The sequence below is a fragment of the Candidatus Melainabacteria bacterium genome, assembly GCA_003963305.1.
In the GTDB taxonomy this organism is placed as follows: domain Bacteria; phylum Cyanobacteriota; class Vampirovibrionia; order Obscuribacterales; family Obscuribacteraceae; genus PALSA-1081.
In genome coordinates this window covers 96,899-123,842 of sequence record RXJR01000027.1, presented here as the reverse complement: position 1 = coordinate 123,842, position 26,944 = coordinate 96,899, and the positions used below count along the sequence as shown (strand labels likewise).

23 protein-coding genes, 1 tRNA gene and 1 pseudogene are annotated in these 26,944 nt (G+C 50.3%); 20 read left to right on the top strand and 5 right to left on the bottom strand.

The window, feature by feature from the left end:
• Positions 1 to 19 precede the first annotated feature (19 nt).
• The 5 genes from EKK48_25150 to nuoN all read right to left on the bottom strand — a co-directional run bounded on the left by EKK48_25150 (position 20) and on the right by nuoN (position 6,040).
• Positions 20 to 919: a hypothetical protein gene (locus EKK48_25150; GenBank protein RTL37018.1), complete on the bottom strand. Its 900-nt coding sequence runs from the start codon at positions 917 to 919 to the stop codon at positions 20 to 22.
• A gap of 123 nt (positions 920 to 1,042) precedes the next feature.
• Positions 1,043 to 1,462, bottom strand: coding sequence for a hypothetical protein (locus EKK48_25145; protein ID RTL37017.1), 420 nt, complete (start codon positions 1,460 to 1,462; stop codon positions 1,043 to 1,045).
• Positions 1,463 to 1,582: 120 nt separating this feature from the next.
• Positions 1,583 to 1,656, bottom strand: a tRNA-Arg gene (locus EKK48_25140).
• Positions 1,657 to 1,713: 57 nt separating this feature from the next.
• Entirely contained in the window at positions 1,714 to 4,413 is a 2,700-nt protein-coding gene (locus tag EKK48_25135) for a hypothetical protein (protein ID RTL37016.1), read from the bottom strand.
• A 55-nt stretch (positions 4,414 to 4,468) separates the two neighbouring features.
• Positions 4,469 to 6,040: an NADH-quinone oxidoreductase subunit NuoN gene (gene nuoN / locus EKK48_25130; GenBank protein RTL37015.1), complete on the bottom strand. Its 1,572-nt coding sequence runs from the start codon at positions 6,038 to 6,040 to the stop codon at positions 4,469 to 4,471.
• Between the two features lie 353 nt (positions 6,041 to 6,393).
• On the opposite strand from nuoN, the gene EKK48_25125 reads away from it, so the two are divergent.
• The 20 genes and pseudogenes from EKK48_25125 to EKK48_25030 all read left to right on the top strand — a co-directional run bounded on the left by EKK48_25125 (position 6,394) and on the right by EKK48_25030 (position 26,929).
• On the top strand, positions 6,394 to 7,503 hold the full coding sequence (locus EKK48_25125) for a carbamoyl-phosphate synthase small subunit (GenBank protein RTL37021.1): 1,110 nt from the start codon (positions 6,394 to 6,396) through the stop codon (positions 7,501 to 7,503).
• Positions 7,461 to 8,183 (top strand): HAD family hydrolase, encoded by a 723-nt coding sequence (locus EKK48_25120; protein ID RTL37014.1) that lies wholly within the window; start codon positions 7,461 to 7,463, stop codon positions 8,181 to 8,183. Before EKK48_25125 ends, EKK48_25120 begins: the two co-directional genes overlap by 43 nt.
• Positions 8,184 to 8,341: 158 nt before the next feature.
• Positions 8,342 to 9,457 carry a hypothetical protein gene (locus EKK48_25115; GenBank protein ID RTL37013.1) on the top strand — a complete coding sequence of 372 codons (1,116 nt, stop codon included), beginning with the start codon at positions 8,342 to 8,344 and terminating at the stop codon, positions 9,455 to 9,457.
• Positions 9,458 to 9,510: 53 nt separating this feature from the next.
• Positions 9,511 to 10,113: a hypothetical protein gene (locus EKK48_25110; GenBank protein RTL37012.1), complete on the top strand. Its 603-nt coding sequence runs from the start codon at positions 9,511 to 9,513 to the stop codon at positions 10,111 to 10,113.
• A 14-nt stretch (positions 10,114 to 10,127) separates the two neighbouring features.
• Positions 10,128 to 12,002, top strand: a complete 1,875-nt coding sequence (locus EKK48_25105; GenBank protein RTL37011.1) for a hypothetical protein — start codon at positions 10,128 to 10,130, stop codon at positions 12,000 to 12,002.
• Positions 12,003 to 12,004: 2 nt separating this feature from the next.
• Positions 12,005 to 12,787 carry an LPS export ABC transporter ATP-binding protein gene (gene lptB, locus EKK48_25100; protein RTL37010.1) on the top strand — a complete coding sequence of 261 codons (783 nt, stop codon included), beginning with the start codon at positions 12,005 to 12,007 and terminating at the stop codon, positions 12,785 to 12,787.
• Positions 12,784 to 13,893, top strand: coding sequence for a YjgP/YjgQ family permease (locus EKK48_25095; GenBank protein ID RTL37009.1), 1,110 nt, complete (start codon positions 12,784 to 12,786; stop codon positions 13,891 to 13,893). Before lptB ends, EKK48_25095 begins: the two co-directional genes overlap by 4 nt.
• 273 nt (positions 13,894 to 14,166) lie before the next feature.
• Positions 14,167 to 15,495, top strand: a complete 1,329-nt coding sequence (locus tag EKK48_25090; GenBank protein ID RTL37008.1) for a tetratricopeptide repeat protein — start codon at positions 14,167 to 14,169, stop codon at positions 15,493 to 15,495.
• Between the two features lie 9 nt (positions 15,496 to 15,504).
• Positions 15,505 to 16,062, top strand: coding sequence for a shikimate kinase (locus EKK48_25085; GenBank protein RTL37007.1), 558 nt, complete (start codon positions 15,505 to 15,507; stop codon positions 16,060 to 16,062).
• Between the two features lie 181 nt (positions 16,063 to 16,243).
• On the top strand, positions 16,244 to 16,861 hold the full coding sequence (locus tag EKK48_25080) for a hypothetical protein (protein RTL37006.1): 618 nt from the start codon (positions 16,244 to 16,246) through the stop codon (positions 16,859 to 16,861).
• Complete coding sequence (gene aroQ, locus EKK48_25075; GenBank protein ID RTL37005.1) at positions 16,848 to 17,324, top strand: type II 3-dehydroquinate dehydratase; 477 nt, start codon at positions 16,848 to 16,850, stop codon at positions 17,322 to 17,324. Before EKK48_25080 ends, aroQ begins: the two co-directional genes overlap by 14 nt.
• Before the next feature lie 772 nt (positions 17,325 to 18,096).
• Positions 18,097 to 18,186: pseudogene (locus EKK48_25070) on the top strand (LysM domain-containing protein).
• A gap of 871 nt (positions 18,187 to 19,057) precedes the next feature.
• On the top strand, positions 19,058 to 20,257 hold the full coding sequence (locus EKK48_25065; GenBank protein RTL37004.1) for a tetratricopeptide repeat protein: 1,200 nt from the start codon (positions 19,058 to 19,060) through the stop codon (positions 20,255 to 20,257).
• A gap of 99 nt (positions 20,258 to 20,356) precedes the next feature.
• A complete protein-coding gene (locus EKK48_25060) occupies positions 20,357 to 20,923 on the top strand; it encodes a hypothetical protein (protein RTL37003.1) in 567 nt (188 codons plus the stop codon).
• A 30-nt stretch (positions 20,924 to 20,953) separates the two neighbouring features.
• Positions 20,954 to 22,486, top strand: coding sequence for an efflux RND transporter periplasmic adaptor subunit (locus tag EKK48_25055; GenBank protein ID RTL37002.1), 1,533 nt, complete (start codon positions 20,954 to 20,956; stop codon positions 22,484 to 22,486).
• A gap of 6 nt (positions 22,487 to 22,492) precedes the next feature.
• On the top strand, positions 22,493 to 23,725 hold the full coding sequence (locus EKK48_25050) for an FtsX-like permease family protein (GenBank protein RTL37001.1): 1,233 nt from the start codon (positions 22,493 to 22,495) through the stop codon (positions 23,723 to 23,725).
• A complete protein-coding gene (locus EKK48_25045; protein RTL37000.1) occupies positions 23,722 to 24,417 on the top strand; it encodes an ABC transporter ATP-binding protein in 696 nt (231 codons plus the stop codon). The genes EKK48_25050 and EKK48_25045 overlap by 4 nt, the downstream gene beginning before the upstream one ends.
• Positions 24,418 to 24,427: 10 nt before the next feature.
• Positions 24,428 to 25,408 carry an ABC transporter ATP-binding protein gene (locus EKK48_25040; GenBank protein ID RTL36999.1) on the top strand — a complete coding sequence of 327 codons (981 nt, stop codon included), beginning with the start codon at positions 24,428 to 24,430 and terminating at the stop codon, positions 25,406 to 25,408.
• A complete protein-coding gene (locus EKK48_25035; GenBank protein RTL36998.1) occupies positions 25,405 to 26,265 on the top strand; it encodes a hypothetical protein in 861 nt (286 codons plus the stop codon). Before EKK48_25040 ends, EKK48_25035 begins: the two co-directional genes overlap by 4 nt.
• Entirely contained in the window at positions 26,252 to 26,929 is a 678-nt protein-coding gene (locus EKK48_25030; protein ID RTL36997.1) for a hypothetical protein, read from the top strand. The genes EKK48_25035 and EKK48_25030 overlap by 14 nt, the downstream gene beginning before the upstream one ends.
• Positions 26,930 to 26,944 lie beyond the last annotated feature (15 nt).

Here is a 26,944-nt window from a genome sequence, read left to right as displayed (position 1 = left end):
TTACCGATGTGAGTGGCCGTCAAGTGTGTTCTCGATGGCCGCCTGTTCTCGTTGCGGGTGGTCGCCCTGGCGCGAAATTCACAACGCTTCCGTCAATTTCAATTTTGAACAGCCGAATGGCAATGTCTCCAAACTTGACTCGACCCAATGCGCTGATGGACCTATTCATATGCCTTATAGCTTCTTCAAAAGCAACGGCCTCATCATCAGCCGTCGTTCCGGTGAATCTATAATCGGTCCCTAAGTGATTCCCTTGAGCGTCGAACTTATGCAGAATTGCATACCAACATTTTCTTGACCTCCAATCATTGACGGCATCAGCTCCTAATTGCGCGGCGATCGGGTTTCGAAAAGTAGCTACCACTTGAGCCCAAAATTGATTTCCGTGCGCATATTTTCCGATGTATTTCGTTCCACTACATTCGATGTCAAACCGCTTTACTGGAATCAAATCAGGTAAGTTTGAGTGATAGGGTTTCGTAGAAACTGGTTCCTCTGGCAGAGATCTGCCAATTATACTAGCTTGTACGGCTCCTCTAATTTGAAAGCTCCGAATTGAAAGAGATCGTGCATTTAGGTCAAAATTCTCTGCTACCTGCGCGAGCGCTTGTACAGCTCGCTCCTTTACGTACTCAAATCCAATCCAAAGCTCGTCTTTTTCAAAATCCGAAACTGGGATTACTGAAATAACGTGAAGGACATCATCTGCGGACTCATCCTGTATGGTAAGTTCTGGTTCAGTGACATCTAACAGTTTCTGCGTCAGCCTTAACGTCCTGAATTTTGTCCGAGCGTAAAAACCTGTCTCTACGAAATCTATATCGATTTGCCTTACGAGGGACTCATGTCGGCCGTTAATCTCCTGAACTATGTCAGTCGGCAAACAAGGTGAAACTGCCCGAATCTCAAGACGTTTCATTGCTCAACTCTGCGGAAGGTAATTAGATCAAATACTTTGGTTTTATCTCTATTAGGGTCATGACCATCGATCATGCTATGAAAGCAAATAACACGATTATCTCGAGTCACGTAATTTCTCAATCTAAGGCTTTCTGAAGCCAGTTAGTCTACTTTTAACATTTGCCTTTAAAATGATTGCATCACACAACGCTTTTGGAAACACCAGAGAAACTGATTCCGGGCGGGTAAGGATTTCTTGCTGATCAATGTAATCGGTCACTTCAAATTTTTTTCCGCTGATCGCGGCTAATCTTACAGCTCCCTGTTTTACTAATTTCTTGTGACTAAAAACTTCTACCCATGCATAATATTTAGGAAAGGCAGTACCAACTATTGTAGGAACTGCCCTGAGAAGCTCATACTGTGCTTCTACTTCGCTGCCAAGCCTGGCTTGAAAGTACGAGTTGAGGTCGCGCGTTAAAAATATGCCGAAGTCTTTTGACGCAGGAATGTCGGTAGGAACTGAACTGCAAGCAACGACAAACTGCAAACTCAGAGACAAAAGCATCCATTTGCAGATTCGAGACATGTTGACACTTATGCTCGCGGCATGGGCTCAGTCTTAAAGTAGGGGCTATGTAGGGGCGCTGATTTAGCCTGTCCCTGTTTTATTTGTAAAGTGCACCCTCGGAGAGACTCGAACTCCCGACACCCTCCTTAGGACGGAGGTGTTCTATCCAACTGAACTACGAGGGCATGTTTCATGCGCGCAGATTATTAGTCTAGCATCCTGGCGACTAATGTAAATGCTGACTATTCCTGACCGGCAAGAAACTTCAAAAAGCGCCACAGGCGCGGTCTCAGCCCTGCTGCAATGAGAAAGATGAGAATGACAAGCCCGGCGGCGGCAAGCTGAAATCCGAGGACCAGGCTGTCTGGAAAGTAAGTGAATTCAATCAGGTGTGGTCCAGCTGGAACGTAAACCGCCCTTCCTTCAGCATTAACCCGATAGCAGGGGCGTTTGGCACCATCTATAGAGGCTTGCCAGCCCGGATAAAAGTGGTCGGTCAAAACCAGAAAGCAGTCTCGATCTGGTTTTACAGACATTGAAAGGTGTTCCGGCTCGTCGGTCATAATCGTCACAGGGAACGTATCGATAAATGGATCGCGATCTGAAAACGACGTGTGCTCTGTTTCCGGCGGTAGCGTCGGTGATTGTTCGGGTGGCGTAGCCAGTTTCGGTCCGAAGTCGCGGTCTGTTCCTTTTATGTCTGAAACACCAGATGTGGTATTACGCTCAATCATGGTTGTGACAGCCGGGTTAAATTGAGATGAATCGGCGTTGCGAATTTTTTCCAATATCGGTTTTTGTTCGTCGCACCACATCCAGTATCGTGACAGATATGCCCGAGGAAGCGGATATTTGACGTGGAAGAGACGAACATTCTTCTCTTTGTCTTCCTTCATCAAAGTGAAGAAGCGCGAGTCCAGAAGCGATACTTTGTCGGGTCCCTTGTAGCTCTGGGTGCCAATCCAACTGGTGCCGGTGCTTTGACAGAACCTCAGCAAAGGCACGTCGCTGTAATGTCGAGTATCAGCTGGTCGATCTGAAGCTCGATTACCAGGCATGCACACGGAGCACTGGTGAAGAATGTCAAAAAACAGCTGTCGGTACGGACCAGTTTCGGCTGCTTCGTAGCCGAAAGTTTCGGGTACCTTTTGGTCCATGTTTGTATTCGGCAATAACAACTGGCGCGTGTATTCAGAATAAGCAGTCGTATAATGTGCGTCGTAGTCTGTCTTCCAGTCGGGGTCAAAGCTGGTGCGGTAACGCACGGGAACCCAGAGTGGATCAAAATACAGTGCTAAAAACCGTCCATCTCCTGATTGCTTTTTATTCTGTTGATTCAGGTTGTTTTTAGCCTGGTCCAGATATCCGCGCAACACGGGGCTGGTTTCAAAATACTCAGGACTTGTCGTGACTTGCTGAAATTTGCAGGCTGGAATTATCAGGCTCACTGCGATTAAGCATGGAAATATTATCGCGGCTTTGAAGGCAGAAATTCTGTTGATACTTCGAAGCCATTCCAGCCCGCATGCACAGGAACCATACATTGCTCCCAACAAAAGCGACACTCCCAGCAAAAGTTCGGCGTCTACTGGCAGCGGCGGTTTCGCTATATTCAGCGGAATATCTCTCATAGAGAGAGTGATAAAAGTAGTTGCTGCTATGAATGAAATCACCCAGAAGGTAACGGCAACTTTTCGCCCGACAGGATCAATTTTACTCCGCACCAGATTTGATGCACCACGAGCGGCGGCAATTGCCAGAGCCAGGAGGAAAAAGATCATCCATTTGATCGGAAAGCGAAAAGCTGTCAGTGCCGGAAATGTCTGCATCAGTGCAGGCGCAACTGGTGTGTATTCGCCTAAACAGAGAATCAAGACGCAGCTGGCATATATGAGGAGCACTCTGCGACCCTTCCATGTTTTGTCGAACATTCCCCAGATCGCACACGTCCAGGCGATTGGTCCTATGTAACAGGATTGGACAAAGGGAAGGAATACCGGCCGTGTCGCCACAAGACTCAAATGTCTTACGCCTACACGCTGTAAGTCTCCGAATGGATAGGCAAAAACAATACCCATCAGGTCGTACCAATTGACGCTCCACATAAAGGTCTGACTCAAGTTAAGACCATTGGCTCGGGGCGAGAGTCTCACCCATTCGATGGTCGGCAAGAGAATGGGCATACTCAGTAGTATTCCGACAAACATAGAGCCGTATTGCCAGGCGAGGGCCGGCAATATGCGCTGTTTGCGACGGTGGCAAATCCAGGCATCGCGCAGGCAAACCAGCACGGTGATAAAGCATGCTGGTACAAAGACTTCGGGGCGCCCGGCGGAAATGGACAGGAACGTCGATATGATCAAGATTGCTGCGGCAAAATATGGGCGTTTACTTTTGGATAGGTCAGTCATGATCTCGCGGCTTGACCAGATCATCAGTGGTGCCCAGGCTGCTGCCGCTACGAGAGTGTAATTATTCTCCAGTGAAAACATGTAGCCGCAGAGGCTGATTGTGATACCGGCGACGGTGGCGGCTGTAAGACCCCAGCCAAAACTTGCTACCAGCAAAAATGTGCCGAGGGCCATGGCGAGTTGACTGAGCGCAATTATCAGCGAGAGTGCTTTGCTGTAGGGCAGCCAGATAAAAAGCAGGTTGGGCGGGAAGAACATGCCGGGTGACGGCACTGCTATTTGTGGCATGCCGCAGTATAAGTAGGGGTTCCATAGAGGCAATCGGTGTGATGCCAGCGTACTGCTGATGAATTTAGTGAACGGCTCGAAGTAATAAGTGTGGTCTGCTATGTGGAACACCTTTTCGCCAAGCAGTATGGCGCCATAAAATGCACCGAGTGGCACCAGTAACAAGAGCAATAAGAGGAAAGCCGCCAGTTTTCGATTGGACGCGCATTTGAGCAGAAGATTTTGGCCAATCGATGCTTTCATGACTACATTCCAGATGTTGTCGATGAGAGCGTCGACTCAGGTGTTGAAGTCATTTCTAGTGGACGGTGTTGGGCAACATTCCTACCGGCGGGTTTGTCCTTGATTCAGGCGTTGCCAGCAAAGGCGCTATTGCGTCTCTCGAAATATTCATAACCGGGTCGACAACAACCGTACCTGTCATGAAAATGACACCGATACACAACCACAACGCCAGGAAGACCATTGATTGCGGGCTGTCGAAGAATGGACGCTGATCGCCCATCGCCACCACCTTGGGAGAAGGGTCGGCAACGATCATCTTGATTACGACGCGGGTGTAGTAATAGACCGCAGGAATCGAAGTGACGAGTGCGACGCTGACAAGAATCCATCCGATCGGAGTAGTTCCGAGTATAAGTGGCATCTGGATACCGGCACCGAAGATGAACAGTTTGGCGAAAAATCCGGCTGGTGGAATTGGCAAGCCTGCCAGATTGAGCAAGCAGACACTCATCAGTAGCGCCAGGTAAGGACGCTTTTTGATCAGTCCGGCAAAGTCGTCAATGTTGTCGCTGCCCGTCTCATTGGCAAATAGGATGGCACCGGCGAAAGCTCCGAGGTTCATGAAACCGTAAACGATGATGTAGAACATCATGGCGGCAAGACCTTGCTGCGTGCCTGAGATCATGCCGATCAGAATGTAGCCGACGTGAGCGATAGACGAGTACGCCAGCATACGTTTGACTGACGTCTGAGCCAGAGCAATCAGGTTACCCATGATCATTGAAAGTATTGCCAGAGCCGTCAGGAGGATGGTCCAATCAGGCGCCGACTTTCCAAAGACCATGAACAAAAGGCGCAAAGCAATAACGAAGCCGCCCGCCTTGGAACCTATAGAAAGGAAGGCTGTGACTGGTGTAGGTGCACCTTCGTATACGTCTGGTGTCCACATGTGGAACGGCACGGCGGAAAGCTTGAAGCCAACGGCACTGAGCAAGAGCACGAGAACGAAGATACGAATCAAGGAAGTTGGAGGCACCGCCATTAGAGCCATCTTTTCTGCAATCACAGAATAGGATGTGGCGTCGGTCAAACCATATACAAACGATAGACCGTAGAGCAAAGTGGCTGTGGTGGCAGCCGTCGAGAGAAGGTATTTAAGTGAAGCCTCGCTGCTTTTGACGTCGAATTTATTGAAGCCGGCCAGGAGAACGCAGCAAATACTCAGCGTTTCCAGCCCAACAAACAACATAATCAGATCTGTCGCACCGGCAAGCAGGAGTACGGCCAGTATCGCTGTAAGAAGGATCGAATAGAACTCACCGCGGTTCCGTCCCAGGTGATGCTCATAGCCCATCGTCATCAGGACAACGACGACACCCACGAGGGTAACAATCAAACCGAATGTGACGGTCAGTTTGTCAACAGTAAATAAGCCGTTGAAGAGAATTGTCGGCTTGTCGAAAAATTGAAGAAAGAGAGTAGTAAAGGCGGCACCAAGACCCATCATTGCCCAGACCGGCGTCCATTCTTTCGCCTTCGGCATGAATAAATTCCAGACCGATGTGAGTAGGATCGCAATGACGACGAAAATCTCTGGCCATAGCATTTTTATGGCGTCAGCGTAGATTTGCATTCCAGCATTCATGTGAAGAGGTTACCCCAGGTACTTGCGCCTCAATTCTACCGAGCTGAAAAGCTTTGATTGCTAAATCGAATAGTTAGCAAATAAATAAAGTAACGTGCGAATCGAGGTTTTACCTCATGGCGTCCTGGCAAAGTGGCATCCTGGCCACTTTTCGGTACCTGTAGAGCCTATAGTTAAAAGTCTCCAATCACTTGAAAGCATACGCAGCTGGTCGAATTGTCGAGAATCGTTGCAATAGACTTATGTAAACTGGCAGAAAGACTAAATTCGGAAGAGTTTTTCGGTAAGATTAGGTTTCACAAGAGGAAGAAGACTTGAGCGCGACGAACGGCTCCCACGACAAAAAGCAATCTGTGATTCCTGCCGGCAAGCCGTGTTTGCTGGCTCTGGAAGACGGCAAGTGTTACAAAGGGCACGCGTTTGGTGCGGAAGGAACCTCAACAGGTGAGTTGGTCTTCAACACGAGCATGATTGGTTATCAAGAAATCATGACTGACGCCAGCTACGCCGGTCAGATTGTCACCCTGACTTATACAGAGATTGGTAACTACGGTACCAACGACGAAGATGTCGAAACGCAGTCGAAGAAGATATATGCCCGCGGGCTGGTAGTGCGTCACTTGAGCCGCCAGCATAGCTCCTGGCGGGCATCGGAGTCGCTTCACGAGTATCTGCTCAAGCACAATATTATTGGTATCAGCGATGTCGATACGCGATCGATCACGCGGCGCATTCGTGACAAGGGCGCCATGCGCTGTGCTCTCTCGACTGTAATTCTTGATGAAACTGAACTCGTAAAAGTTGCTCAGAACTCGCCTGAGATGACTGGTGCCGACTTCACTCAAGAAGTAACGGCGACTGAGAAATATCGCATGGGCAACGGAAAGTACACTGTCGCAGTGATGGATTTCGGTATCAAGGCAAATATTTTGCGCCAGTTGGCTTTGCGAAATTTGTCACTGATAGTCTATCCAGCCCACACCAAAGCTGAGGAAATCCTCGCTGATAAGCCGGATGCGCTGTTTCTTTCCAACGGTCCTGGTGATCCGGCTGCCTGCAAAGACATCATTGTCGAATTGAAAAAGCTTATCGCCACCAAGATGCCTATTTTTGGAATTTGTCTTGGCCATCAACTCCTGTCACTGGCTCTTGGAGCCAAGACATACAAGTTGAAGTTCGGTCACCGTGGTGGCAATCAACCTGTTAAAGATTTGCAGACAGGCAAAATCGAAATCACCTGTCAGAATCACGGTTTCGCTGTTGATGCAGAGTCTTTGCCTGCAGATCTCGAGTTGACTCACATCAATTTGAACGACAACAGCTGTGAAGGGTTCCGTCATAAGACCCTGCCGATTTTCTGCGTTCAGTATCACCCTGAAGCGAACCCCGGTCCTCATGATTCCAATTATCTGTTCGAGAGATTCTTCGCGCTTATCGAATCGAATGGCAAGGTGAGCGTCTAAACTTGTACAAACTGGCAATCTTCGATTTTGATGGAACCCTTGTCGATTCAGCCCCTGGCATAGTTGATGTCATGAAGAATTGCGTCGACGAGTACAATCTCAGCGACGACATCTACAAGGAATGGCAACAGCTGATCGGAGTGCCGTTGATGCGTCAGATGGAAATTATTTTTCCTGATCATAGCGAAGAATATTGGCTGGAAGTAGCAACGCGCTATCGAGAAATTTACGACAGCAAGACAATCGAGCTGTGTCCTTTATTTCCGCATCTGATTCCGATGCTCGAAACTTTAAAAGCGTCCGATGTAAAAATCACTATCGCATCGTCAAAACGCAGGCATCTGATTGAAACAGTGCTGGATCATCACGACCTCAGCCACTTTTTTAGTTTGATTGTGGGTGCCCAGGACGTTCAAAACCACAAACCGCACCCTGAGTCTGTTCATTTGACTTTGCAGAAGATGGGCACCCAGGCTGCTGATGCGGTCGTGATTGGCGATAGCACTTATGATCTTGATATGGCTCGCGGGGCAGATGTAGATGCGATCGGCGTTACGACAGGCATTCATACAACTGAAATTCTTGCCATGTCGCAACCGAAGCACATCGTCAAAGGTCTGGATGAAGTTTTGCCAATAATTCTTAACGGCAGAATGTCCAATAAACGGGCTTCGCAGTAAATTTTTTGGCCAAATTTTTTTCATGCAACTTTGGGGTCCATTGGCAACCTCTTGTCGTCTGTTATGATCAAGCGGTTGTTGAGAGATTCTTTTTGTGCGCGACCAGACCGCTATGCAGGACGCACATTACAGACATCTAATGGGACTGGATAAATCATATGAATAGAAACAGTTTGGTATCACGTCTGCACCAGGCTACGCTCTTGTCTTGTGCGCTGTCGATGGTGAGTGGTTCAATGCTCACTGCTCGAGCCGATGATCTGAAAACTGACCCGAAGGCTGACTCTACGACTGCGCAGAAGATTGAGCAGAAGGCTGTCGACACTAAAGTTACCGGTTCTGCTTCAGACCCTTCAGCCGCTGTTCAGGCTGCTGCCTCACCATCTGCGGTGATCGCGCCGACTGCTGATACGTCGTCCAAAGTTTTGCTGAAGCCGGGGCAACCTCTTTCATTGAATATGGCAGCCGAAGATCTGGTTCCCACAGACAACGTTGAATTGGCGCGGCAGCAGGCGCTGGCTTATCCAGACAGTGCTGAAGCATCGTTCATCCTGGCTGTGGCAATGAGCCGCACCAGTCGTGTCGAAGATGCCTTGAAAGAGGTGCGCCGCGCTCGTCGCCTGGCAGAAGCCTCAGGTGGTGCTGTTTATTTCGACAAAATGATTTCCAGTTACGAAGAGATGCTCAAGTCTTATCCAGATGATAATCGTGTCAGATATGGCTTGGCGTGGGCTTATTACATGAAGGCTTATTTGCTGGCCAAGAAAAATCCTGCTAATCCCAATGTGCCTGCTGTTTCCGAGAACAGCCCGGCATCGCCGCAAGCAGCTTTGAAGCAAAACTGGATGAACAATGCGCAGGCCGGTCAGGTTCTGGGCATGCTCTCGCCGCAGCTGGCAAATAAAGTTGCCAGTGCTCCTGGAGCTCTGCCAGCTTCGCAACTGCCACACATTAAGGGTGCGCTGGAACTAGCTTCACCATCTGTGGTGCCGCAGATTAAGCAATATTATGAGTTGGCTCTGAAAAATCTCGATGATTTGCTCGCTCGCACCCCCGATGACGTCTGGGCTAGAGTTTATCGCGCTCATCTGGCTGCTGAATTTACAGGTAATCTGGAAGACTCCATGAATGTCTGGCGCGCCTGTCAGAAGCAGGCACCGCAGAACCCGGCGCCTTACTTCTTCCTTGGAGAGGGTTATCTCAAGCAAGGAAACCTGAAAGAGTGTTTGAATAATATTTCAAGAGCGATCGCCTTACGAGCTGTGGGAAACTAGTATCTGTGCTTCTAAATCCGGCACAAAAAGTCTATTTATCGGATATCTGTTAGATGCGTGACAAAATTCGCGGAATCTTGAAATTCGTCGTTGCGCTGGCAATTCCGTCCCTGCTTATCTACTTCTGGGTTTCTGCACAGAAGATGGCAGAAGTGGCCGTAAAAGACTTCAAAGAAGAAAAGAACGCACACCCCGACCAAACAGCCACTACTGTCACAAACTATGAGCTGAAGGAAGTCGATGATGCAAATACAGTCAAATGGCACTTGCAAGCAAAGAGCGGCAAGATGCAGGCTGAGACTAAAGATGTTGCGCTTTCTGAAGTTAAGGTTGAATACTTCGATGGACCGAAATTGAAGATGCGAATGTCTGCTCCTCTCGGTTGGGCCAACGAAAGCACACGTCTGGTGCAGCTTCAGTCCGATGATAAGAACCACGTAATTTGCGAAGGCGAAGAAGGCAAATCCAGAATGGAAGCCAGTAAAGTGGAATTAACTAAAGACAACTCTTTTCGGGCCATGGGTGGTGTTAATATCTTGTGGCCTGGGGTAGCCAAGGTGACAGGCGACAACGCTGTCGGACACCTCGATAAGGGCGCTCAGCTGGAAAAAATCAAAATCGTAGGCAATACCCATTCATTCATGGGCCACATGTAGAAGGCAGGTTTTACTTGGTTCTCAAAACCATTAGTGCTGGTAACAAAAACAAAACGATGGCTTCCATCGCCTTGTTTGCTTTGTTCTTGCAGCCTGTCGGCGCGTTTGCCCAGCAGCAGGGAATGATGGGAGCCGGCGGACCGATCGATATCAAAGCTGACGAACAGGAATTTGGCGAAGGACACGTGGTCGCTCGCGGGCGTGTTCGAGTCACCTATAAGGATAGCGTCGTTGTGGCACCGATGGCGACACTATATCGCGATGCCGGTGGCAGCCCGCAGAAAGCTGTATTTACAGGGCATCCGCATCTGACACAGGGTGCAAACAGAATTGATTCCGACGTTTTGATTTTCGAAATCGCTTCCCAGAAAATTATTGCTGATGGACATGCTCACTCTGAAGTGCTCGAGAATGCACCTCTGGGCGGACCGATGGATGGTCCTGCCGAAATGCCTGAAGAAGATTTGAGTACACCTGGTTTTGGTAAGACGACGACCAAGCCTGCTCAAAAGACTACTAAGTTGGCTTCTAAGAGCAATCCCGGCATGGGCAAATCTGGTCAAATCAACTGGCCGACCAAACAGGGTGATGCAGCTAACGACGCTGCCGCAAAAGCCACTGCCAAGGCAGCGCCTGCTCCTGAAGTGGCCGCAAAACCAGGTGTTAAGTCGCCCATCGTGCCGCATACAGCTGCCGACGATGATTACGGTGATGCTCGTCCGGGAGACGCTGCTACTCCTACCACCGAACAGTTGATGGCACCGCCGCCCACTTCTTCTGCCGGACAGGCAAAGTCCGAAACAAAGGTAGCTAAGAAAGACCCTGCTGCCAAAGGTCCACCCGAGAAGATCATTACAGACTCTCGTTATCAGGAATACAATCGCGCCACGGGGCGGTTCGAGGCGCGAGGTGACGTGCATGTAAGGCACGGGGACATACGAGTGGTGTCGGACCGGCTGCAGTTAGTTTACGGGGCCGACGCGAAACCAGAGTCGGCGCTGTTTACAGGGCATGTCTCCGCCACGCAGAACGAGAACAATACGCAAGCGGACACAATGACATACTTCCTGGCAACGCAAAGGCTACAGGCAACAGGAAACGTAAGATCGAAGGTCATCCAGAAGAAAGGGGATGGACCTAAAAAAGGGGGCCCTGACGCAGGCAGTCAAGCAGCAGGCAAGACTGCCAGATCAGGCGACACTACAGCCTTCACTGATAGCAGCGCCAAGTACAGCGATGAAAATAGCAAACTGGCGGATAACGCCAAAGTTTCAACTTTTTCAAGACCTGGTGCGGCTGGTGGCGACAAATCTAAGCTTGCCGATGGCACCAAATCTGGTAGCAGCAAAGGATTCAGCTTCGACCCTGATAACAAAGAAGGCGAGCCGATGTACATCGACTCTGATGCGCAAGACTACAGTAAAGACACTGGACGAATGGCCGCGCAGGGCAACGTCAAAGTGCGTTACGGTGATACGACCGGTGTCGGTCAAAACGTTGTGCTGGTTCGTAACATCGACGGTCAGGCAGAAAAGTTGATATTCACGGGACGCTCGCAGATCATTCAGCCTGGTAAGCGCTGGATCGGCGACAAAATCACGATGATGGTAAACGATCGTAAGGTGCTCGCTCAAGGAAATACACGAGCATACATTCTGCAAAGTTCAGGTCAGTCACAAGCTCGTATGCCAGGCAGCCTCGGAGGCAAGCGCGAGCCCCTCAAGTTGACACCATCAATTCCTTCAGCGGTTCCGACTCAAGCGGTTCCATCACCAGCAGCTCCTGCTGTATCGCCGGCTTCAGCCGGCAGTCTAGCCGGTAACAAAAGTCAAGTTTCGGCATCACCAAACTCGAAATTGAGTGCAAGTAAAATCGAGGCCACCGAATAACAATGCCGACCTTTCATGCCGGACGCTCTGCGCAAATCGAGCCGGAAGTAAACACGAAAAACAAAACTCTATACATCGACAGTCTGCAAAAGAGCTATGGCGGACGGCGCGTAGTTGACGGCGTCAGCTTCTACGTGCAGCGCGGGGAAGTCGTTGGACTCCTGGGCAGAAACGGTGCCGGTAAAACAACTTCATTCGACATGGTGCTGGGTCTGGTCGTGCCTGAGAAAGGCAGCATCAAGCTGGAAGACAAAGATCTAACAAGAATGCCTATCCATCAGCGAAGCCGGATGGGACTTGCTTATCTGCCGCAAGAAAACTCTATTTTCCGAAAACTTTCTGTCTCAGACAATATGCGTTTGATTTTGGAGATGCAAGGCATAAAACGTGCCGAGCAAGACAGACGCAGTAAGGCTTTGCTTGAACAGTTCGGACTCGATCACCTGGAAAATGTGATTGCAGTGCAACTTTCAGGAGGTGAGCGAAGACGTCTGGAATTGGCTCGCTGTTTGGCTACAGAACCTGAATTTATCTTGTTGGACGAACCATTCACTGGAGTTGACCCGATCTCTATCGCGGACATTCAAGGTTTGATTCGTCGTGTACGAGACCAGTGGAACCTCGGCGTACTGCTGACTGACCACAACCCAAGAGCGACACTGAAAATTTGCGACCGTGCTTATCTGATCGACCATGGCAAAATCCTCGTGCAAGGAACATCACGAGAAGTAGCTGACAGTCCAGTTGCCCGCAAACAATATCTCGGCGAGGACTTCTCACTATGATGAGCCTTACTTTCGGCACGAAAATGCTGGACCGCTATATTGCCAACGAATTTTGGCAACCGTTGCTGTTCGGTATTGGTATCGTCACTGGTGTCTATTTCGGCGCCGACCAGTTGAAGACCATCTTCAATTTGATCATGAGATCCGGTGTGCCATGGAATATGGCGTTTGCCATTCTGGGGCTGCACTTGCCTGAAATCATCGTTTTGACCATCCCTATTGGTGTGTTGCTCGGAACTTTGATTGTATTCAATCGCTTGAGTAGTGACTCTGAAATCATTGCCTTGCGTACAAGCGGCATCAGCTTTTATCGCATCATGGTGGCACCTTTGATGTTCGGTTTGATCACGAGCTTTATCAGCTTTGGTATCAATGAAGGTATCGTGCCGGTGGCGAACCGCACATCCAAGAAGCTCGAGTTTCTCGCCCTGTACAAAAGTGAGTTGCCCACCGGGCAGGCTAACTTCACTTACATGGAGCGCGGTAAAGATCTGACTCTCGATCGCATTTTCTACATCGGTTATTACAACGGAAAGTCGATTTTCAACGTCATCATTCTGGATTTCACCAGAGACAAACTTGTGCAGATCATCAGCGCCGCCTCCGGTATGTTCAATCATGGCGAGTGGACCCTGGAGAAAGGGAGAACGTATGTGCTCTCGGGCAGCAGCGATATCACGCGTATTTTGCAGTTTGAAAAGTTGGTTTTGCCGGGCGTAAAGAACGCTCAAGCTGCGCTGGAAACCGGAAAGGTTTCGCCCAAAGACATGAACATGATCGAGCTGTGGAATTACATCAAGATTCTGGAACACTCGAATGCGGTTACAAACGACCTGCTCGTGCGCTTCAATCAGAAGTTCTCACAGCCGTTAGCTTGCCTGATCGTAGCTCTCGCGGGCGCGCCGCTTGGACTTTTGGGAAGAAGGTCACGCAGTAACCTCGGTTTGATTTATTCAGCCGGTATCGTGTTTCTCTACTATGTGTTGCAGTCAAGCTCCGGCGCCCTCGGTGAAGCCGGTCGTTTGGACCCACTAGTTGCAGCCTGGTTGCCGAACCTTGTGATCGGTACCCTCGGTGTGATCATCTTGTATTACAAAGCCAGGTAGGCAGGTCGGCTCCATTCCGGTCTTTTGTCCATAGCCTCCGGTCCATAGCCTCCGGTCTCGGTCCATAGCCTCAAGCGAATGTAACAATGGCTGCCTGGTTACCAGGGTTTTGCGGTCGCCGCGTAACGATTGCGAGTGTCATTAGTAATTCCCGCATTGACTCTGGCTTGAGCCACAATTAGTCTAAAATCACTTCATCATAATCAGGCGACCAAGAGTCAGTTGACAACGAATACTGATCTAGCAGCACCTCTACCGAAGAGCCGACGTACAATGCGGCTTCTCATGCTGCTTTGTGGCGCCCTCGTACTTGTTTCGTTACCGGTGATTCCGTTTGCCACAATGGGTGTGCACTGCCCGCCCTTGCCGAGCCTGACGCAGCTGGCAGAAGACGCGAATCGAGCCGTCAATAATCTTGTGCCAGTAGTGATGGGCACACTCGCGCCTCCGAGCTCGCACTCGAGTGCCGGGCAAGATCTGAAATCTCTCGACCAGGCCTCAGACCAGCTGCTCGACCAGATAAACAAAACGCCGAGCGACCCCTCTTTGCACAATCGCGTTGCCCTCATCTATGCAGGCATGGGTGATTTCACGTCCGCAGTCAATCATTTCGAGAAAGCGGTGGAATCGTCACGTTCTCAGATTCTGCTTTTGAACGCACAAGAGAAGGAATTGCGGGCCAAAGGTGATCGGGCCGCAGCGGCAAGTACTGTTCTTGAAGTATCTAAATTGAATGTCGAACTTGCCGCAGCGCACAGTTCGTTGGCTCGTGTCTATGGCGAACTGGGGCAACATGAGAAAGTCGTTGCCGAGCTGGATTCGCTCAACAAAGACATTGCTTTCGGATCAGGTCTGAGTAAAAAATCAGTACCCGTCGCAGTTGCACCGACAACTACAGACCATCGATTGAATCAGAAAACTCTGGCCAGTCTGGCTCGCGCTCAAGCTCTGATGCAGGCACATCGCATTCCTGAAGCCATGCAGGAATACCGCAACGTCATCGCTGCCGAGCCGCAGTCTGCCATAGCCCACGAGAAGCTGGGACTGGCAGCGCTTTTCGTCAACAATTCATATCTTGCGGTGCAGGAGTTGGAAGTGGCTACACGCCTTGAACCCGACCACAGTTCCACTCACAATGCTCTCGGGCTGGCTTATCAAGCCGAAGGCGATGGTTCGCACGCACAGGCTGAATTTCAAACTGCTCTTTCTCTGAATCCAAAAGATGCCGAAGCCGCCTTCAATCTCGGCACCATATATGCTGGCACGGGGCGCTACGGTCCTGCCGAAGAAGCGTTCAAGAAGGCAGTGGCAGCCAATCCTAAGGCGCCGATGGCTCACAATCATCTGGGCACTTTATTGTCCCTGTCGGGCAACTACAAACAGGCTGTTCAGGAATTTCAGACTGCTCTCACTCTGGCACCAGATCTGGCGTCATCTCACTATGGGCTCGGTCTGGCGCTCTACAACCTCAAGGATTATTCCAATTCAATTAGAGAGTTTAAGCGTGCGCTTGTTCTGAACCCCGGACTTTCCGATGCTCATAATAAAATAGAGATGGCATACCGCAAGTCTGGGCTGGCTTCTGCCGGCGGCGTTAACTGAGAATCTGTTTTGAGTTATTCAAATGTTGTCTTGATAGGCCCGCCTGGCTCGGGAAAAACTTCAGTCGGGCAGCTTCTCGCCCAGAGGTCGAATCGACGTTTCTTCGATACTGATCGCGTTATTGAGGAGCGTCACGGCTGTTCCGTCTCTGAAATCTTTGCCAGACACGGCGAGCCACACTTTCGGCAGCTCGAATCGAATATTCTCGACGAAATCTCCAGAGATGAATGGCGCGATGTGGTTCTGGGCACGGGTGGCGGCATAATCGTCACGCCCGGGAACATGGAGAAGCTCGAGAAGCTCGGGCTGGTCGTCTGTCTCTTTGCTCCGCCATCTTGTCTTCTCAAGCGCCTGGAAACCGATCGAACGCGTCCTCTCCTTGCCAGTGGGGACGAGGGAAGTAAAGAGAAGCGTCTTAACGACTTGATTGCAGCCCGTGAATCAAAGTATCGAATGGCTCGATACATAATCGAAACCGCTAACCTGGCGCCTGAAGAAGTCGCAGCCGAAATTGAAAAGCTGCTTGTCATCAGCGATGACACCACTACTAGAGCCGAAGCGGTATAGAATATCTGGACGGACGGTTCGGAGTTCCAATTCTGAATTGTCAAAGGTGGCGATTAAGTCGATTGAAGCTTATCGAACGATAGCCTTTGCAATAAAATGGCTGGAGCGCTAGACCTCAAAAACAAAAACCACATACAATCAGCCAGAGCGTTTGTGGATCGGGAGTTGAAAGGAGAACAGCTTGTCGGTTTCCCAAGATGAATTGATGTACCTGCAGGCTCAACTTGAGGGTCTCGGTTCTATATTTCTCGAATTAATGCCGTTTGGTGTTGAACTCAAGCGTCAACAAGTTCAGGACTATTACGATAAGCGTTTTGACTCTGCCACGAAGCCTGTTGCGTCGGTGGCTGAGAACGAATTGCGCCGCCAGTTCAACACGAAAGCCAATCAGGTTAGAAACCTGGTCGACAGCGCCGAGTCTCTGGGTGATGCCAGTAACAGATTGAATTTGATCAGAGCTGCCGCCTCTTTGCCTGCTGAGCGCACCAAGCCTCTGAAAGGTAATGTGCTGCAGTTTTGCAAAGCGCTGATTTTTGACTCGAAAGCAGATCCTGCTAGCTTGAACGAAATTATTCACAGCACCGAGCTTGGTCAGGTGGAAGCCCGCGTCCTTCTCGCTTCAGCCATGTTCTTGATTTCCGAAGATGTCGATCACGGTGGTGAGCCGATGTTAGTCAAGGATCTTCTCGCTCAGTTTATCGGACTCGTGCGAGCGGAGCGCCTGCTTGCGCGTAACGATCCGTTTCTAGGCGAAGCGCAGTGTGCGCTTGAAGCAATGAAAGAAGATGACGGCGAATAAGTCGGGCACAGGCTCAACTCCTAAGCGTGTTCTTGTTATTAACGGACCCAACTTGAATCTGTTGGGCAAGCGGGAAGCCGACATTTATGGTTCAACCAGTTTGTCGGAAATTAATGTCGCCCTGTCTGAGCTCGGAAAGGAGCTGGGACTTGAAATCACAGCCTACCAGTCGAACATCGAAGGGGAACTGGTCGAGAAGATTCAACAGTGCATGGGCGGAAGTTTCGACGGCATTTTGATCAACCCAGCTGCATACGGTCATACCTCCATTGCGCTGCGGGACGCGCTCAAAGCTGTAGCCATTCCGTTTGTGGAAGTGCACATGTCAAATATCCACGCCCGTGAGGAATTCAGGCACAAAACCTATCTCTCGGATTGCGCCCACGGCGTAGTGGTCGGCTTCGGCGTAGACAGCTACCTACTTGGCCTGCGCGGATTATCCGGCTGCCTGAAGAAGAAGTGAGGGAGCGCAGCCGTCCCGGCTGCCCGAATCATGCGTGCATCGGATGGAACGCAGCCGTCCCGGCTGCACCACCTAAGCGTTAGCCGTCTTATCCGCAGAGAACTTAGTCGATAACTGTGCCAACCGGCTTCCGCGCTGGCTGCCCAGGGCATTGTCGAACGCCTGAATACGTGAGGCTTCATCACCGCCGGTGCCAATTCTGCGCAACCTGCTCTCGGCGCCACCATATCCGTATTGATTGACTGCGTCGGCTACTTCAGCGTAACCAAGCTCGCTCTTCATGCCGTATTTCTGAGCCAATTCAATGCCTGACTGCGCCCATTGTCGCGCCAGTGCGATTTGCACGTCCTGAAAGTCGCTCAGTGCTTGCTTCATGCCACTTTCGAATCCCGGTCCGAGAGCATTGAAGTTTGTATGGCGCACGAAATTCTCGTCGACTTTTCCATTCTTGATGAGCTGTCCGGCAAATTGACCGAAATCCTGGTTGAACTTGGCGGGGTCGCGGTCGTACATGGCTTGAATCAAGCTCGGCAATTCGCCGGCTTGTTGGTTCCACTGTCTGATGCCGACTGACCAGCCGTGCCCGGCGTCGTTGTGATTGATCACGTCAAATTTCCCGCCCGATTCCAAACCGGCTGTGGCAGCGATGATTCGGTCTGGCAAAGAATTCTTGGTATCAAGAGCTTTGAATAGCGGTGAGTTTTGATCGAGTCTGGGTTGAATGTGTCCGTCGCTCCCTACAGATGGTCGTGGCATGTGACGTTCGGGTCCACCGGCGCCGGCCATACCGCCGCCTGAGAAACCGCGACCACCGCCTCCGCCACCACCTGCGCCACCAATGACACTGCCACTGCCGCCGCCACTAGGACGACTGCGGTAGACAGGCGGTGGGTCGGCAGCGTTGGCTGCTGTGATCAAATCGTCGGGGATGTCTGGTGCGATGTTTGAACCATGCCAGTTCGCTTTGATAGCGGCAATCATCGCTTGAGCAGCAGTTCGTTGCGCCTGTGTGGCGGCTTTGCCTTCGCTGTTGGGATCGATTTCGATAATGATGGCGCCGTCGCCTTCGCTGCGAGCGTTATTAGGGTCGATCACCTCGTGGATATTGCCGTCTTTGTCGATAATGAAATTAGGCTTCGGGTCACCCTCTTTGTGTCCTTCCCTCAGCACTATGTCTTTGACATCCTGGGAATCGCGCGGCTTGAGAGGCTTGCCGTTTTCGTCGACCTCCTGAACCTGACTCTGGTCAACGTTAAGTTTTTTCAGCGTGTCTGCGAAGTCTTGTGCTCTTTGCGCTTTAGCCTCTGGAGTATCCGGAGCGTTCGCAACATCATCCTGGCGCACGACCTGGTCTTGCGGCTGTGTGACATCTGCGGCTGTGACTGTGCCGCTGACCATATCAAGCGAACCTGATGAAGGTTCTGGAGCCCGCGCCAGAGCAGGCATCCAGGGCTGGTTGCCGATAGCTGCACTGGGACCCCATGTGGCAGCTCGCAAGGCGTCATACTGGTCGACTGTGTGTTCACCACCGGCGTTGGCGGCGTTCGCATCGTGCACGTCAGCCGGCACGATTGGCGGCACATCAGTAATCGGCTTTTCGGGGGCCATGGGTCTCCCAAAGAAATGAATCTATGTAGTAGCTGTATTCCCAGCTTACCTGCTCAGCCCCGGACCGTAAATGTGAAAATCACGTATAAAGTCCTCAATAGCCTCTCATTAACGGGGCTTTGCGATTGACCCACTACCGTGAAGCTGAATTTTTGCAAGCAGGCTATAATACGTGGGATCAGCAGTGCTGGCTGCTTTTGTACACTGTTGCATATTCAAAAACCATGGATTCGATAGACGGAAAAACGGATTTGCTGAGAATTTCGACCCTTTCACTAATGTTTTCGCTGACGCTTGCGGTATATACAACTTCGAGCTGCCTGGCCGCCGATTTGCCGATGCCGGCTGATAAGTCAGTAGCAGTGCCGGCAGACGCCGATGCGGCCCAACCATCTGCCGCTACACCGGCTCCTTCCTCTTCATCAGGGGCTGATAGCCGACCGTATGCTGAAGAGGCTTTCAAGCATTACAACCGGGGCGTTGAGCTTCATCAAGCTGGTTTCCTCAATCAAGCGATTGCCGAGTATAAAAGTGCTATTGAGGCTGATGCCCGCATGGAGGAGGCCTGGAGCAACTTGGGCGGTATCTATGCAGCCCAGAGAAGTTATCCAAAAGCCATGGAGGCTTTCGAAAAAGCTCTTCAGCTCAAGCCGGATCGCCCGACAACTTTGAATGGTTACGGCACTGTTCTCTATGCGCGCGGTAAAACTGCCGAGGCAAAAGAAAAGTGGAAGCAAGCCGTTCAAATTGAGCCCGGATTCGCCTCTGCCTACTACAACATGGGCAACGCTCTGGAAGGCGAGAAAGACATTATGACCGCTCTTGCCTACTACTATTTGGGCATTCAAGCGAATCCGAACATGGCAGACGCCTACTATCGCATGGGAAATTTGATGCAGAAAGATGGGCACACTGCGGCGGCAAAGGTTCTGCTGCAAAAGTCTATTGATCTTTCTCCTGACGCTGAATTTTCGCGCGAAGCGAAGAAACAGATTGCTGTCATCGATACAGAGCTGAACGCTGATAAGTCAGATAAGTCTGATGTGCCGATGAATGTCCTACCAACCAACAAATCGGCTAATAAGAAAGCGCAGACGACGTCTGAGGAGCCTAAAAAGACCGCATCGGCTAAAGAGCGTGGCGACAGCACTGGTGGTACCGGCGGTGGCAGTGCGAGCAAGACCAAGAAGGCTAAGGCACCAAAACCGAAGAAAGAAAAAGAGCTGAATATGTTTGTACAAACTCCTGCCGAGCAGCCAGCGGTGCAGCCCTCTGAGCCGAAGCCGAGCGAGCCTGATTTAATCGAGAAGCCTGCTAATGAGTAGCAAATCGTCAGCGAGCATCAAATCGCCGATGTGCAGTCAATCGCCGAAGCGAAGTCAATCGCCATTGAGCAATAGTTTCTCCGGGGGGAGATATTCTCGGTGAGCGACCTGTCGCCAGAAAAGCTCGACATGATGGCGCGGATTATTGAAGGGCGCGCGGTCGCGGACCCTCGCTTCGAGGTTAATATAAAGGGCACTGTGCTTGGTTTCCCAGCCACACTGCAGGCGATTAAAGCTGGTTGGCCATTCGGCGTCACGTATACGCTTGAAACTCAGGTGATTGAAGACCCCAACCGCCCCTCCAGACCTGATGCTTTGAGTATGACTATTTCACCGCGCATGACGCACGGATTTATGGCATTCGTTGCCAGGTTGCTTCTATTCGAGCCACAGGGGCAGCACTTGCAGGACAAACGAATGGAAAAGTCATTTATTTTTTCATTCAACAATACAATGGAAGCAGAGCGCTTCGTAAAGTATCCCGGTGTCTTCGAGAATCTGTTGAATCTGGAGGAATATGCCAAATTCAGTGAGATGGTGGTCAAAGCCCAAGCCGGCTTGGTCCTGTCTCAACCTCAGAATTTCAATAATCTAGATCCTGATGTCTTTCGGGAGACTTTCAAATTGTTGGGCGACATTGGTCAGGTTCTTTTCGAGGCGTTTTGATACCACACTCTCGCATTCAACCGGGAATAGATGTTTCAAGAAAAAACGAAAGTTGAGGGAAGTTTGTCGAAGAAACCCGGCAAAGTTAAAGCCGGCGTCGTGCTTGGCACAATCACAGTTTTGACCGCTGCGGCCGTGATTTTTGTCGCCAATGCCAATCACTGGATCGGTACTCCATTTGGTGGCACCAGCCTTGAGAACAGCAAAAATCTGGTGCCTGTAAAAGTAGGATCTGTCGATCTGAAAATCAATGCCACTGGCGTGATTAAACCTTATAACGAAGTGAAAATCAGCCCTAAAGTAACCGGCTTGTTGAGCAAGCTTCTGGTTAAACAGGGGCAGATTGTCAAAAAGGGTCAGTTGCTGGCGTTGATGGATGACAGTAATTTGACCGGCCAGGTGGCGGCGGCCAATTCTGCTTTCAGCATGGCGAAAGCTAATTACGAGAAGGCTCTGCATGGTAATAGACCAGAGGAAGTGGCCAACGCTGAAGCGCAACTGGTTAAAAACGAAAGTATCGTGCGCTTTGCCGAACAGGCAGTGAGCCGCTCCCAAGCCCAGGTAAAATCGTGTCAGGCACAACTTACCCGAGATGCGACCAATTCCAAAAGATTGTCTATTCTGGCAAAGCAAGGTGCTATCTCCGATCAGGACAGGCTCAACGCCACTACCCAGGCGGAGGTAACCGAGGTTTCGCTCAAGCAGGCGCAGCAAGAATTGCGACAGTCTGAAGCTTCCCTCGCGCAGGCAATGGCAGATCTGGAAAGTTCCAGGCAGCAGTTTGCAATGGCGAAGAAAGGCAATCGCGAGGAAGACGTTCGTGCGGCGAAATTCGCTATGGAACAGGCGGAAGGCAATTACCATTACCTGCAAAGTCAATTGAATGACACGCGCATCAAAGCACCTTTTGCAGGCGTTATTTCTCAGAAATATGCTGACGAAGGAGCGATAGTAACGCCCACAACTTCGGCTGCAACGACATCTGCAACTTCCAGTTCGATTGTTTCTCTGGCCGGAAATTTAGAGATGGTAGCTCAGGTCTCTGAGACAGACATGGAGCACATCAAGGTCGGCCAGCCTGTCGAAATCATCGCCAACGCCTATCCCGAGAAGACATTTCATGGCAAAGTCAGCTTGATTGCACCAGAGGCAGTGGTGACTTTGAATGTGACAACCTTCGAAGTTCATACAACTATAGACGACGACCCACAGCACTATCTGATGGCCGGTATGAACGTCAATAGTGAGTTCCTTGCTGGAAAGCAAGATGGTGTGCTGCTTGTGCCGACGTCCTGCATCATGTCCCAAATGGGTAAGACGGGTGTGTTGATTCCTGATGGCAGTGGTCAACCCAAATTTAGACCAGTGAAAACAGGATCTACATCAGGCACTTCTACGGTTATATTGCATGGCTTGAAAGAAGGCGATCAAGTATTCGTCGGGCTGAATAAAGACCAGCTCGAGAAGCAGGGGTACGCTGAGCCTATGAGCGGGTCTAAATCAGGTGGCGCCGGCGGCGGTAAGCACAAGCCTCCTATACCCAGGGGTTTTGGCGGTAAATAAAGTGCCATGAGTGTCTGGGAATTAGTGGTACTGGCCTGGCAGGGTATTGTTGCCAATCGTATGCGCAGTTGTCTTACCGTGCTTGGTATCGTTATTGGTATTGCCGCGGTCATTGCTCTGCTTGCCATCGGATATGGTGCTAAGTTGGAATCTGAGCGACAGATCAAAGCTCTGGGTCTGAACGTAATCTTCATCAGACCCGGCGCACAGAGTGCCGGGCATGTTTCTATGGGAATGGGATCATCCGTCGGTTTGACGATGGCCGACGTGGAAGCTATCCGCGATGTTTGCCCGGCGGTAGCGGAAGTAGCGCCTGGCTATGACAGTATGCAACAGGTGCAATACGCCGGACAGAACACTAACACGAATGTATCAGGCACGGTGCCTGAGTACACAACTATTCGTAACTTTCACCCGGAGTCGGGACGCTTCATCACACAAACCGACATGGATCATAGTTTGCGAGTTTGTGTGCTCGGTCAGACTGTGGTTGATAACTTGTTTTCGCCCGGTGAAAATCCGATCGGCAAGAAGATTCTCATCCGTGGTGAGTTTTTCGAAATAATCGGCGTGATGGAGCGTAAGGGTGTCACGGCCATGCGCGATATGGACGATCAAATTTTCGTACCCTTGAGCACTGCCTACAATCGCATTTTTGGCTTCAATGCAGTCAAGGGTAAAACCGTTCAGTACATTCTGGTGCAGGCAAAAAGCGAAGATGATGCTTTGCCGGCGCAGTTTCAAATCACAAATCTTTTGCGTCTCCGCCATCATATTCATCCACCCAATCCTGATGATTTTTATATGCGCACGCAACAAGATTTGATGCAAACATCAGAGGCGATGTCGTCTGTTTTTACGCTGTTACTTGGATCGACTGCAGGTATTTCGTTGCTGGTTGGTGGCATCGGTATTATGAACATCATGCTGGTATCGGTAACCGAACGCACCCGTGAGATAGGCATTCGCAAGGCTGTGGGCGCCAGTCATAGAGACATCATGATGCAGTTCATCGTGGAAGCAACCGTGCTGTCGCTAACCGGCGGAATCGTTGGCATCTTGTTGGGAATCGGCAGTTCGTATGCCATTAACTACTTTACGCAATGGAAAACGGAAGTGACACCACTTTCGGTGATTATGTCTTTTAGCGTTTCGCTTCTGGTCGGGTTGTTCTTTGGAATCTATCCTGCTCGCCAGGCCTCCAGGCTGGATCCGATTGTGGCACTGCGAGCGGAATGATGATTGAACTTAAGGATGTTTCGCGCGTTTACGATCTTGATGCAACACCTGTTCATGCTCTCCGGGGCATAAATTTGAAGGTCATGAGCGGCGAATATATAGCCATCATGGGAACGTCCGGTTCTGGAAAATCGACGTTGATGCACATTCTTGGCTGTCTGGACCGTCCTTCCAGTGGTCAATACATCTTGAATGGCGAGCAGGTGCAAAACTATTCACAAGACGAGCTTGCTGTAATTCGCAATAAGACTATTGGATTTGTCTTTCAGCAATTCAATCTATTGCCGCGCATGTCTGCAGTAGACAATGTGATGCTGCCACTTATTTATGCGCGGGGCGATACTCGGGTCAGTAAAGAAGAGCAAATGCCGCGCGCTCAAAACGCCCTGCGTCTGGTCGGGCTGGGTGACCGTATGAATCACCGCCCCAATCAGTTGTCGGGAGGACAACAACAGCGAGTTTCGATTGCGCGAGCGCTGGTGAACAATCCCAAGATTTTGCTGGCCGATGAACCTACAGGCGCTCTTGACAGTCAGACTTCCAGGGAGATTATGACGCTCCTGGAGGAGCTTTTCTCGCAGGGAATTACTGTCATTCTGGTCACCCATGATAATGACATTGCCAGCTATGCCCGCCGTGTCGTGCGTCTAAAGGATGGATTGATTGTTAGCGATTCTCTGAATAATCGCTAAAATAGACGGCATGGAAAGCTCCCCGCTCATAGTCGTCAATACCCTAATCAAGGCTTATTCAGGTGCACGCAAGCGCGCTTTGAACGGCATCTCCTTTCAGGTTTCAGAGGGTGAATGTTTTGGATTGATTGGACCTAACGGGGCCGGCAAGACGACTTTGATGAGTTGTCTGTTAGCTCTGGTGAAACCAGACGCCGGTACGATCACCATAGGCGGTATCAACCCGGATGATCTTTCAGTCCGCGAAATCATCGGCTTCATGCCTGAGCGACCAAGTTTTGAAGGCTGGCTTACTCCCATCGAGTTCTTGAAGATGCATCATATGCTGGCGCATCAGCCGGCACAAGATGCCAGTCGGGATATTGAGGCGGTTTTGAATCGAGTTGGTTTGGAAGAGCATTGTTGGAATCGTGTGATTCGCACCTTTTCTCGCGGCATGTTGCAACGTCTGGGCCTGGCGCAGGCTCTTATCGGCAAGCCGAAGATTCTATTTCTAGATGAACCCGGCTCCGGCATGGACCCTCCCGGCAACGTTTTGTTGCGGCAGCTTTTCGGACAGTTCAAAGAAGAAAAAATTACAGTCGTGCTGAACTCCCATCATCTCGATGAGATGGAGCGCGTTTGCGATCGCGTTGCCTTCATTCGGGCTGGAAAAATTGAAGCGATTGAAACACTGGAAGAAGTAGCGAGACGCCCCTACGTATTGTTTGTCAAATGGCTAGCTGACGAAGGCAACGACGATTTTGGTGGCGCGCAACTCTCTGAAACTTTGAAGCGTTGTGCCGAGAGCGCCAATGCGCAATTCTTATCGCAAGCAGGCTTAAGTGGCAAGTTCTCTGTCACTAACAGTGAGATATCGGCAGCCCTGTTGAAAAATCTAATCATGGCCGGCATACGTGTGCAATCGGCACAACCGGAGCAAACCACTCTGGAGCGTCTTTTCGAGGAAAACGCAGCGGCGATGCCCGAGGAGTCTCTCATTCAGCCATGATCAGCAAGGCAATCTATCTCTACACATTGAAGCGAATGGCAAAACACTATGTTTTTTATGTCATCGCTTTTGGATTTATTGTCGCTCTGCCGCTCACCACGCTGGCTGACTCGAATTCGGTAACAGCGCACAATGATGCTGTTTCTTCGTATACTTGCGCTTTGCTTTTCGGTTTGTCGATCATCGTATCGCAAAATATAGCCGGTGGTGGTGCTGCGCAAGGCGGCGGTTCGGATTATTTGCCCTTGATTTTGTCGCGCCCTGTGTCGCGCGCTCAGTATATTTTTACTAAGTGGCTGGCTCTCTCTACTGTGGTAGGTGCAGTCTCACTGCTTCAGTTCATGGTTTTGTGCCTTTGTGGAGAGACCGTGACACACCATTGGACAACACTGATGGTGTTTTGCTCTCTTCTAGAGCGAGTGTTGGATGCGCTGAGCATTTGTATAGCACTGGTGATGGTATCACTGCTGCCAACACGTCAGCTGTTCGGCTATGGCGTAATTGCGCTTGAATTAATCGGTCTCGATCATCTGATCTTTGATTTCGACTTCTATGTGCCCGCATACAGCTCTGCATCGACTCGAATTCTCAAACATCTTGGTGTCTATGACTGGCTAAACAAGCACTTCTTGCCCTTGATTATTACGTGCAGCCCGCATGACTTTTTGACGATGCTGAATAATGTGATTACCCAGGTCAGTGATGTGATCGCACCCAGGTTTTTCGTTTTTGATTTCTTGACGAATTCCACTTTCGACATTTATCCACTCGTTACATATCTAATGAATCTGTGTGTTGGTCTGGTGTTGTGCAATCTCTTACTTAACTGGCGGGATATTAATTATGCGGCTGAGTAGGAAAGGTGCAACGAACGGCATTCCAATCTGGCTTTTAGCTTTGACGATTGGACTTTTTATTCTGCGCGTCGCCTTGTGGTCTGGTCATTCACAGCAGGTGGCATTGAAGTTTGTGAACTGGCGTCCCTACACTGAATTGAAGACTCTGGCTAAGGCTCAGGACAAGCCGCTTTTGCTTTACTTCGTCGGTGACGGCAGCCCGAAAACAGAGATGATGGACGACATTGTTTTTTCAAACCGCATGGTGGCAGAGTGTATTCTCAATGATTTCTATCCGATCATCGTGCCGGGCGCAAACCAATTTGAAGACCCCGAGCGACTTTATATCAGGAAGTTGTATAAGAAGTACATGGTGGTGCAGGTGCCATCTCTGGTCGTCACGACTCCTGCAGGCACCGAGGTCTCTCACACTAATGGCTTCAAGCCTTCAGCGCAGACTTATCAGTTTTTGAAAACTGTCAAGGATGGTCCGCGTATAAAGGAGGCTGAAACCTCTGATAAAGAGCCTAAAGATGCCTCAGGCAAATCCAAAAAGTCCCTTGACTGGCATCGATGGCATGACTCAGAGGGGAACGACTTACCCGAAAAGCCGGATATCAATGACCTGGAGCCGGATCAGACTGAACGGGAGCATTCTCCAGCCAGTTCATTTATTCACTTTTAGTTCGAGTCCTGTGTT

Bases quoted from the DNA above. Each gene is read 5' to 3' on its own strand.
- EKK48_25150 (RTL37018.1), bottom strand. From the start codon at position 919: ATGAAACGTCTTGAGATTCGGGCAGTTTCACCTTGTTTGCCGACTGAC.
- EKK48_25135 (RTL37016.1), bottom strand. From the start codon at position 4,413: ATGAAAGCATCGATTGGCCAAAATCTTCTGCTCAAATGCGCGTCCAAT.
- nuoN (RTL37015.1), bottom strand. From the start codon at position 6,040: ATGAATGCTGGAATGCAAATCTACGCTGACGCCATAAAAATGCTATGG.
- EKK48_25115 (RTL37013.1), top strand. From the start codon at position 8,342: ATGAATAGAAACAGTTTGGTATCACGTCTGCACCAGGCTACGCTCTTG.
- EKK48_25110 (RTL37012.1), top strand. From the start codon at position 9,511: ATGCGTGACAAAATTCGCGGAATCTTGAAATTCGTCGTTGCGCTGGCA.
- lptB (RTL37010.1), top strand. From the start codon at position 12,005: ATGCCGACCTTTCATGCCGGACGCTCTGCGCAAATCGAGCCGGAAGTA.
- EKK48_25095 (RTL37009.1), top strand. From the start codon at position 12,784: ATGATGAGCCTTACTTTCGGCACGAAAATGCTGGACCGCTATATTGCC.
- EKK48_25090 (RTL37008.1), top strand. From the start codon at position 14,167: ATGCGGCTTCTCATGCTGCTTTGTGGCGCCCTCGTACTTGTTTCGTTA.
- aroQ (RTL37005.1), top strand. From the start codon at position 16,848: ATGACGGCGAATAAGTCGGGCACAGGCTCAACTCCTAAGCGTGTTCTT.
- EKK48_25055 (RTL37002.1), top strand. From the start codon at position 20,954: ATGTTTCAAGAAAAAACGAAAGTTGAGGGAAGTTTGTCGAAGAAACCC.
- EKK48_25050 (RTL37001.1), top strand. From the start codon at position 22,493: ATGAGTGTCTGGGAATTAGTGGTACTGGCCTGGCAGGGTATTGTTGCC.
- EKK48_25045 (RTL37000.1), top strand. From the start codon at position 23,722: ATGATGATTGAACTTAAGGATGTTTCGCGCGTTTACGATCTTGATGCA.
- EKK48_25040 (RTL36999.1), top strand. From the start codon at position 24,428: ATGGAAAGCTCCCCGCTCATAGTCGTCAATACCCTAATCAAGGCTTAT.
- EKK48_25035 (RTL36998.1), top strand. From the start codon at position 25,405: ATGATCAGCAAGGCAATCTATCTCTACACATTGAAGCGAATGGCAAAA.
- EKK48_25030 (RTL36997.1), top strand. From the start codon at position 26,252: ATGCGGCTGAGTAGGAAAGGTGCAACGAACGGCATTCCAATCTGGCTT.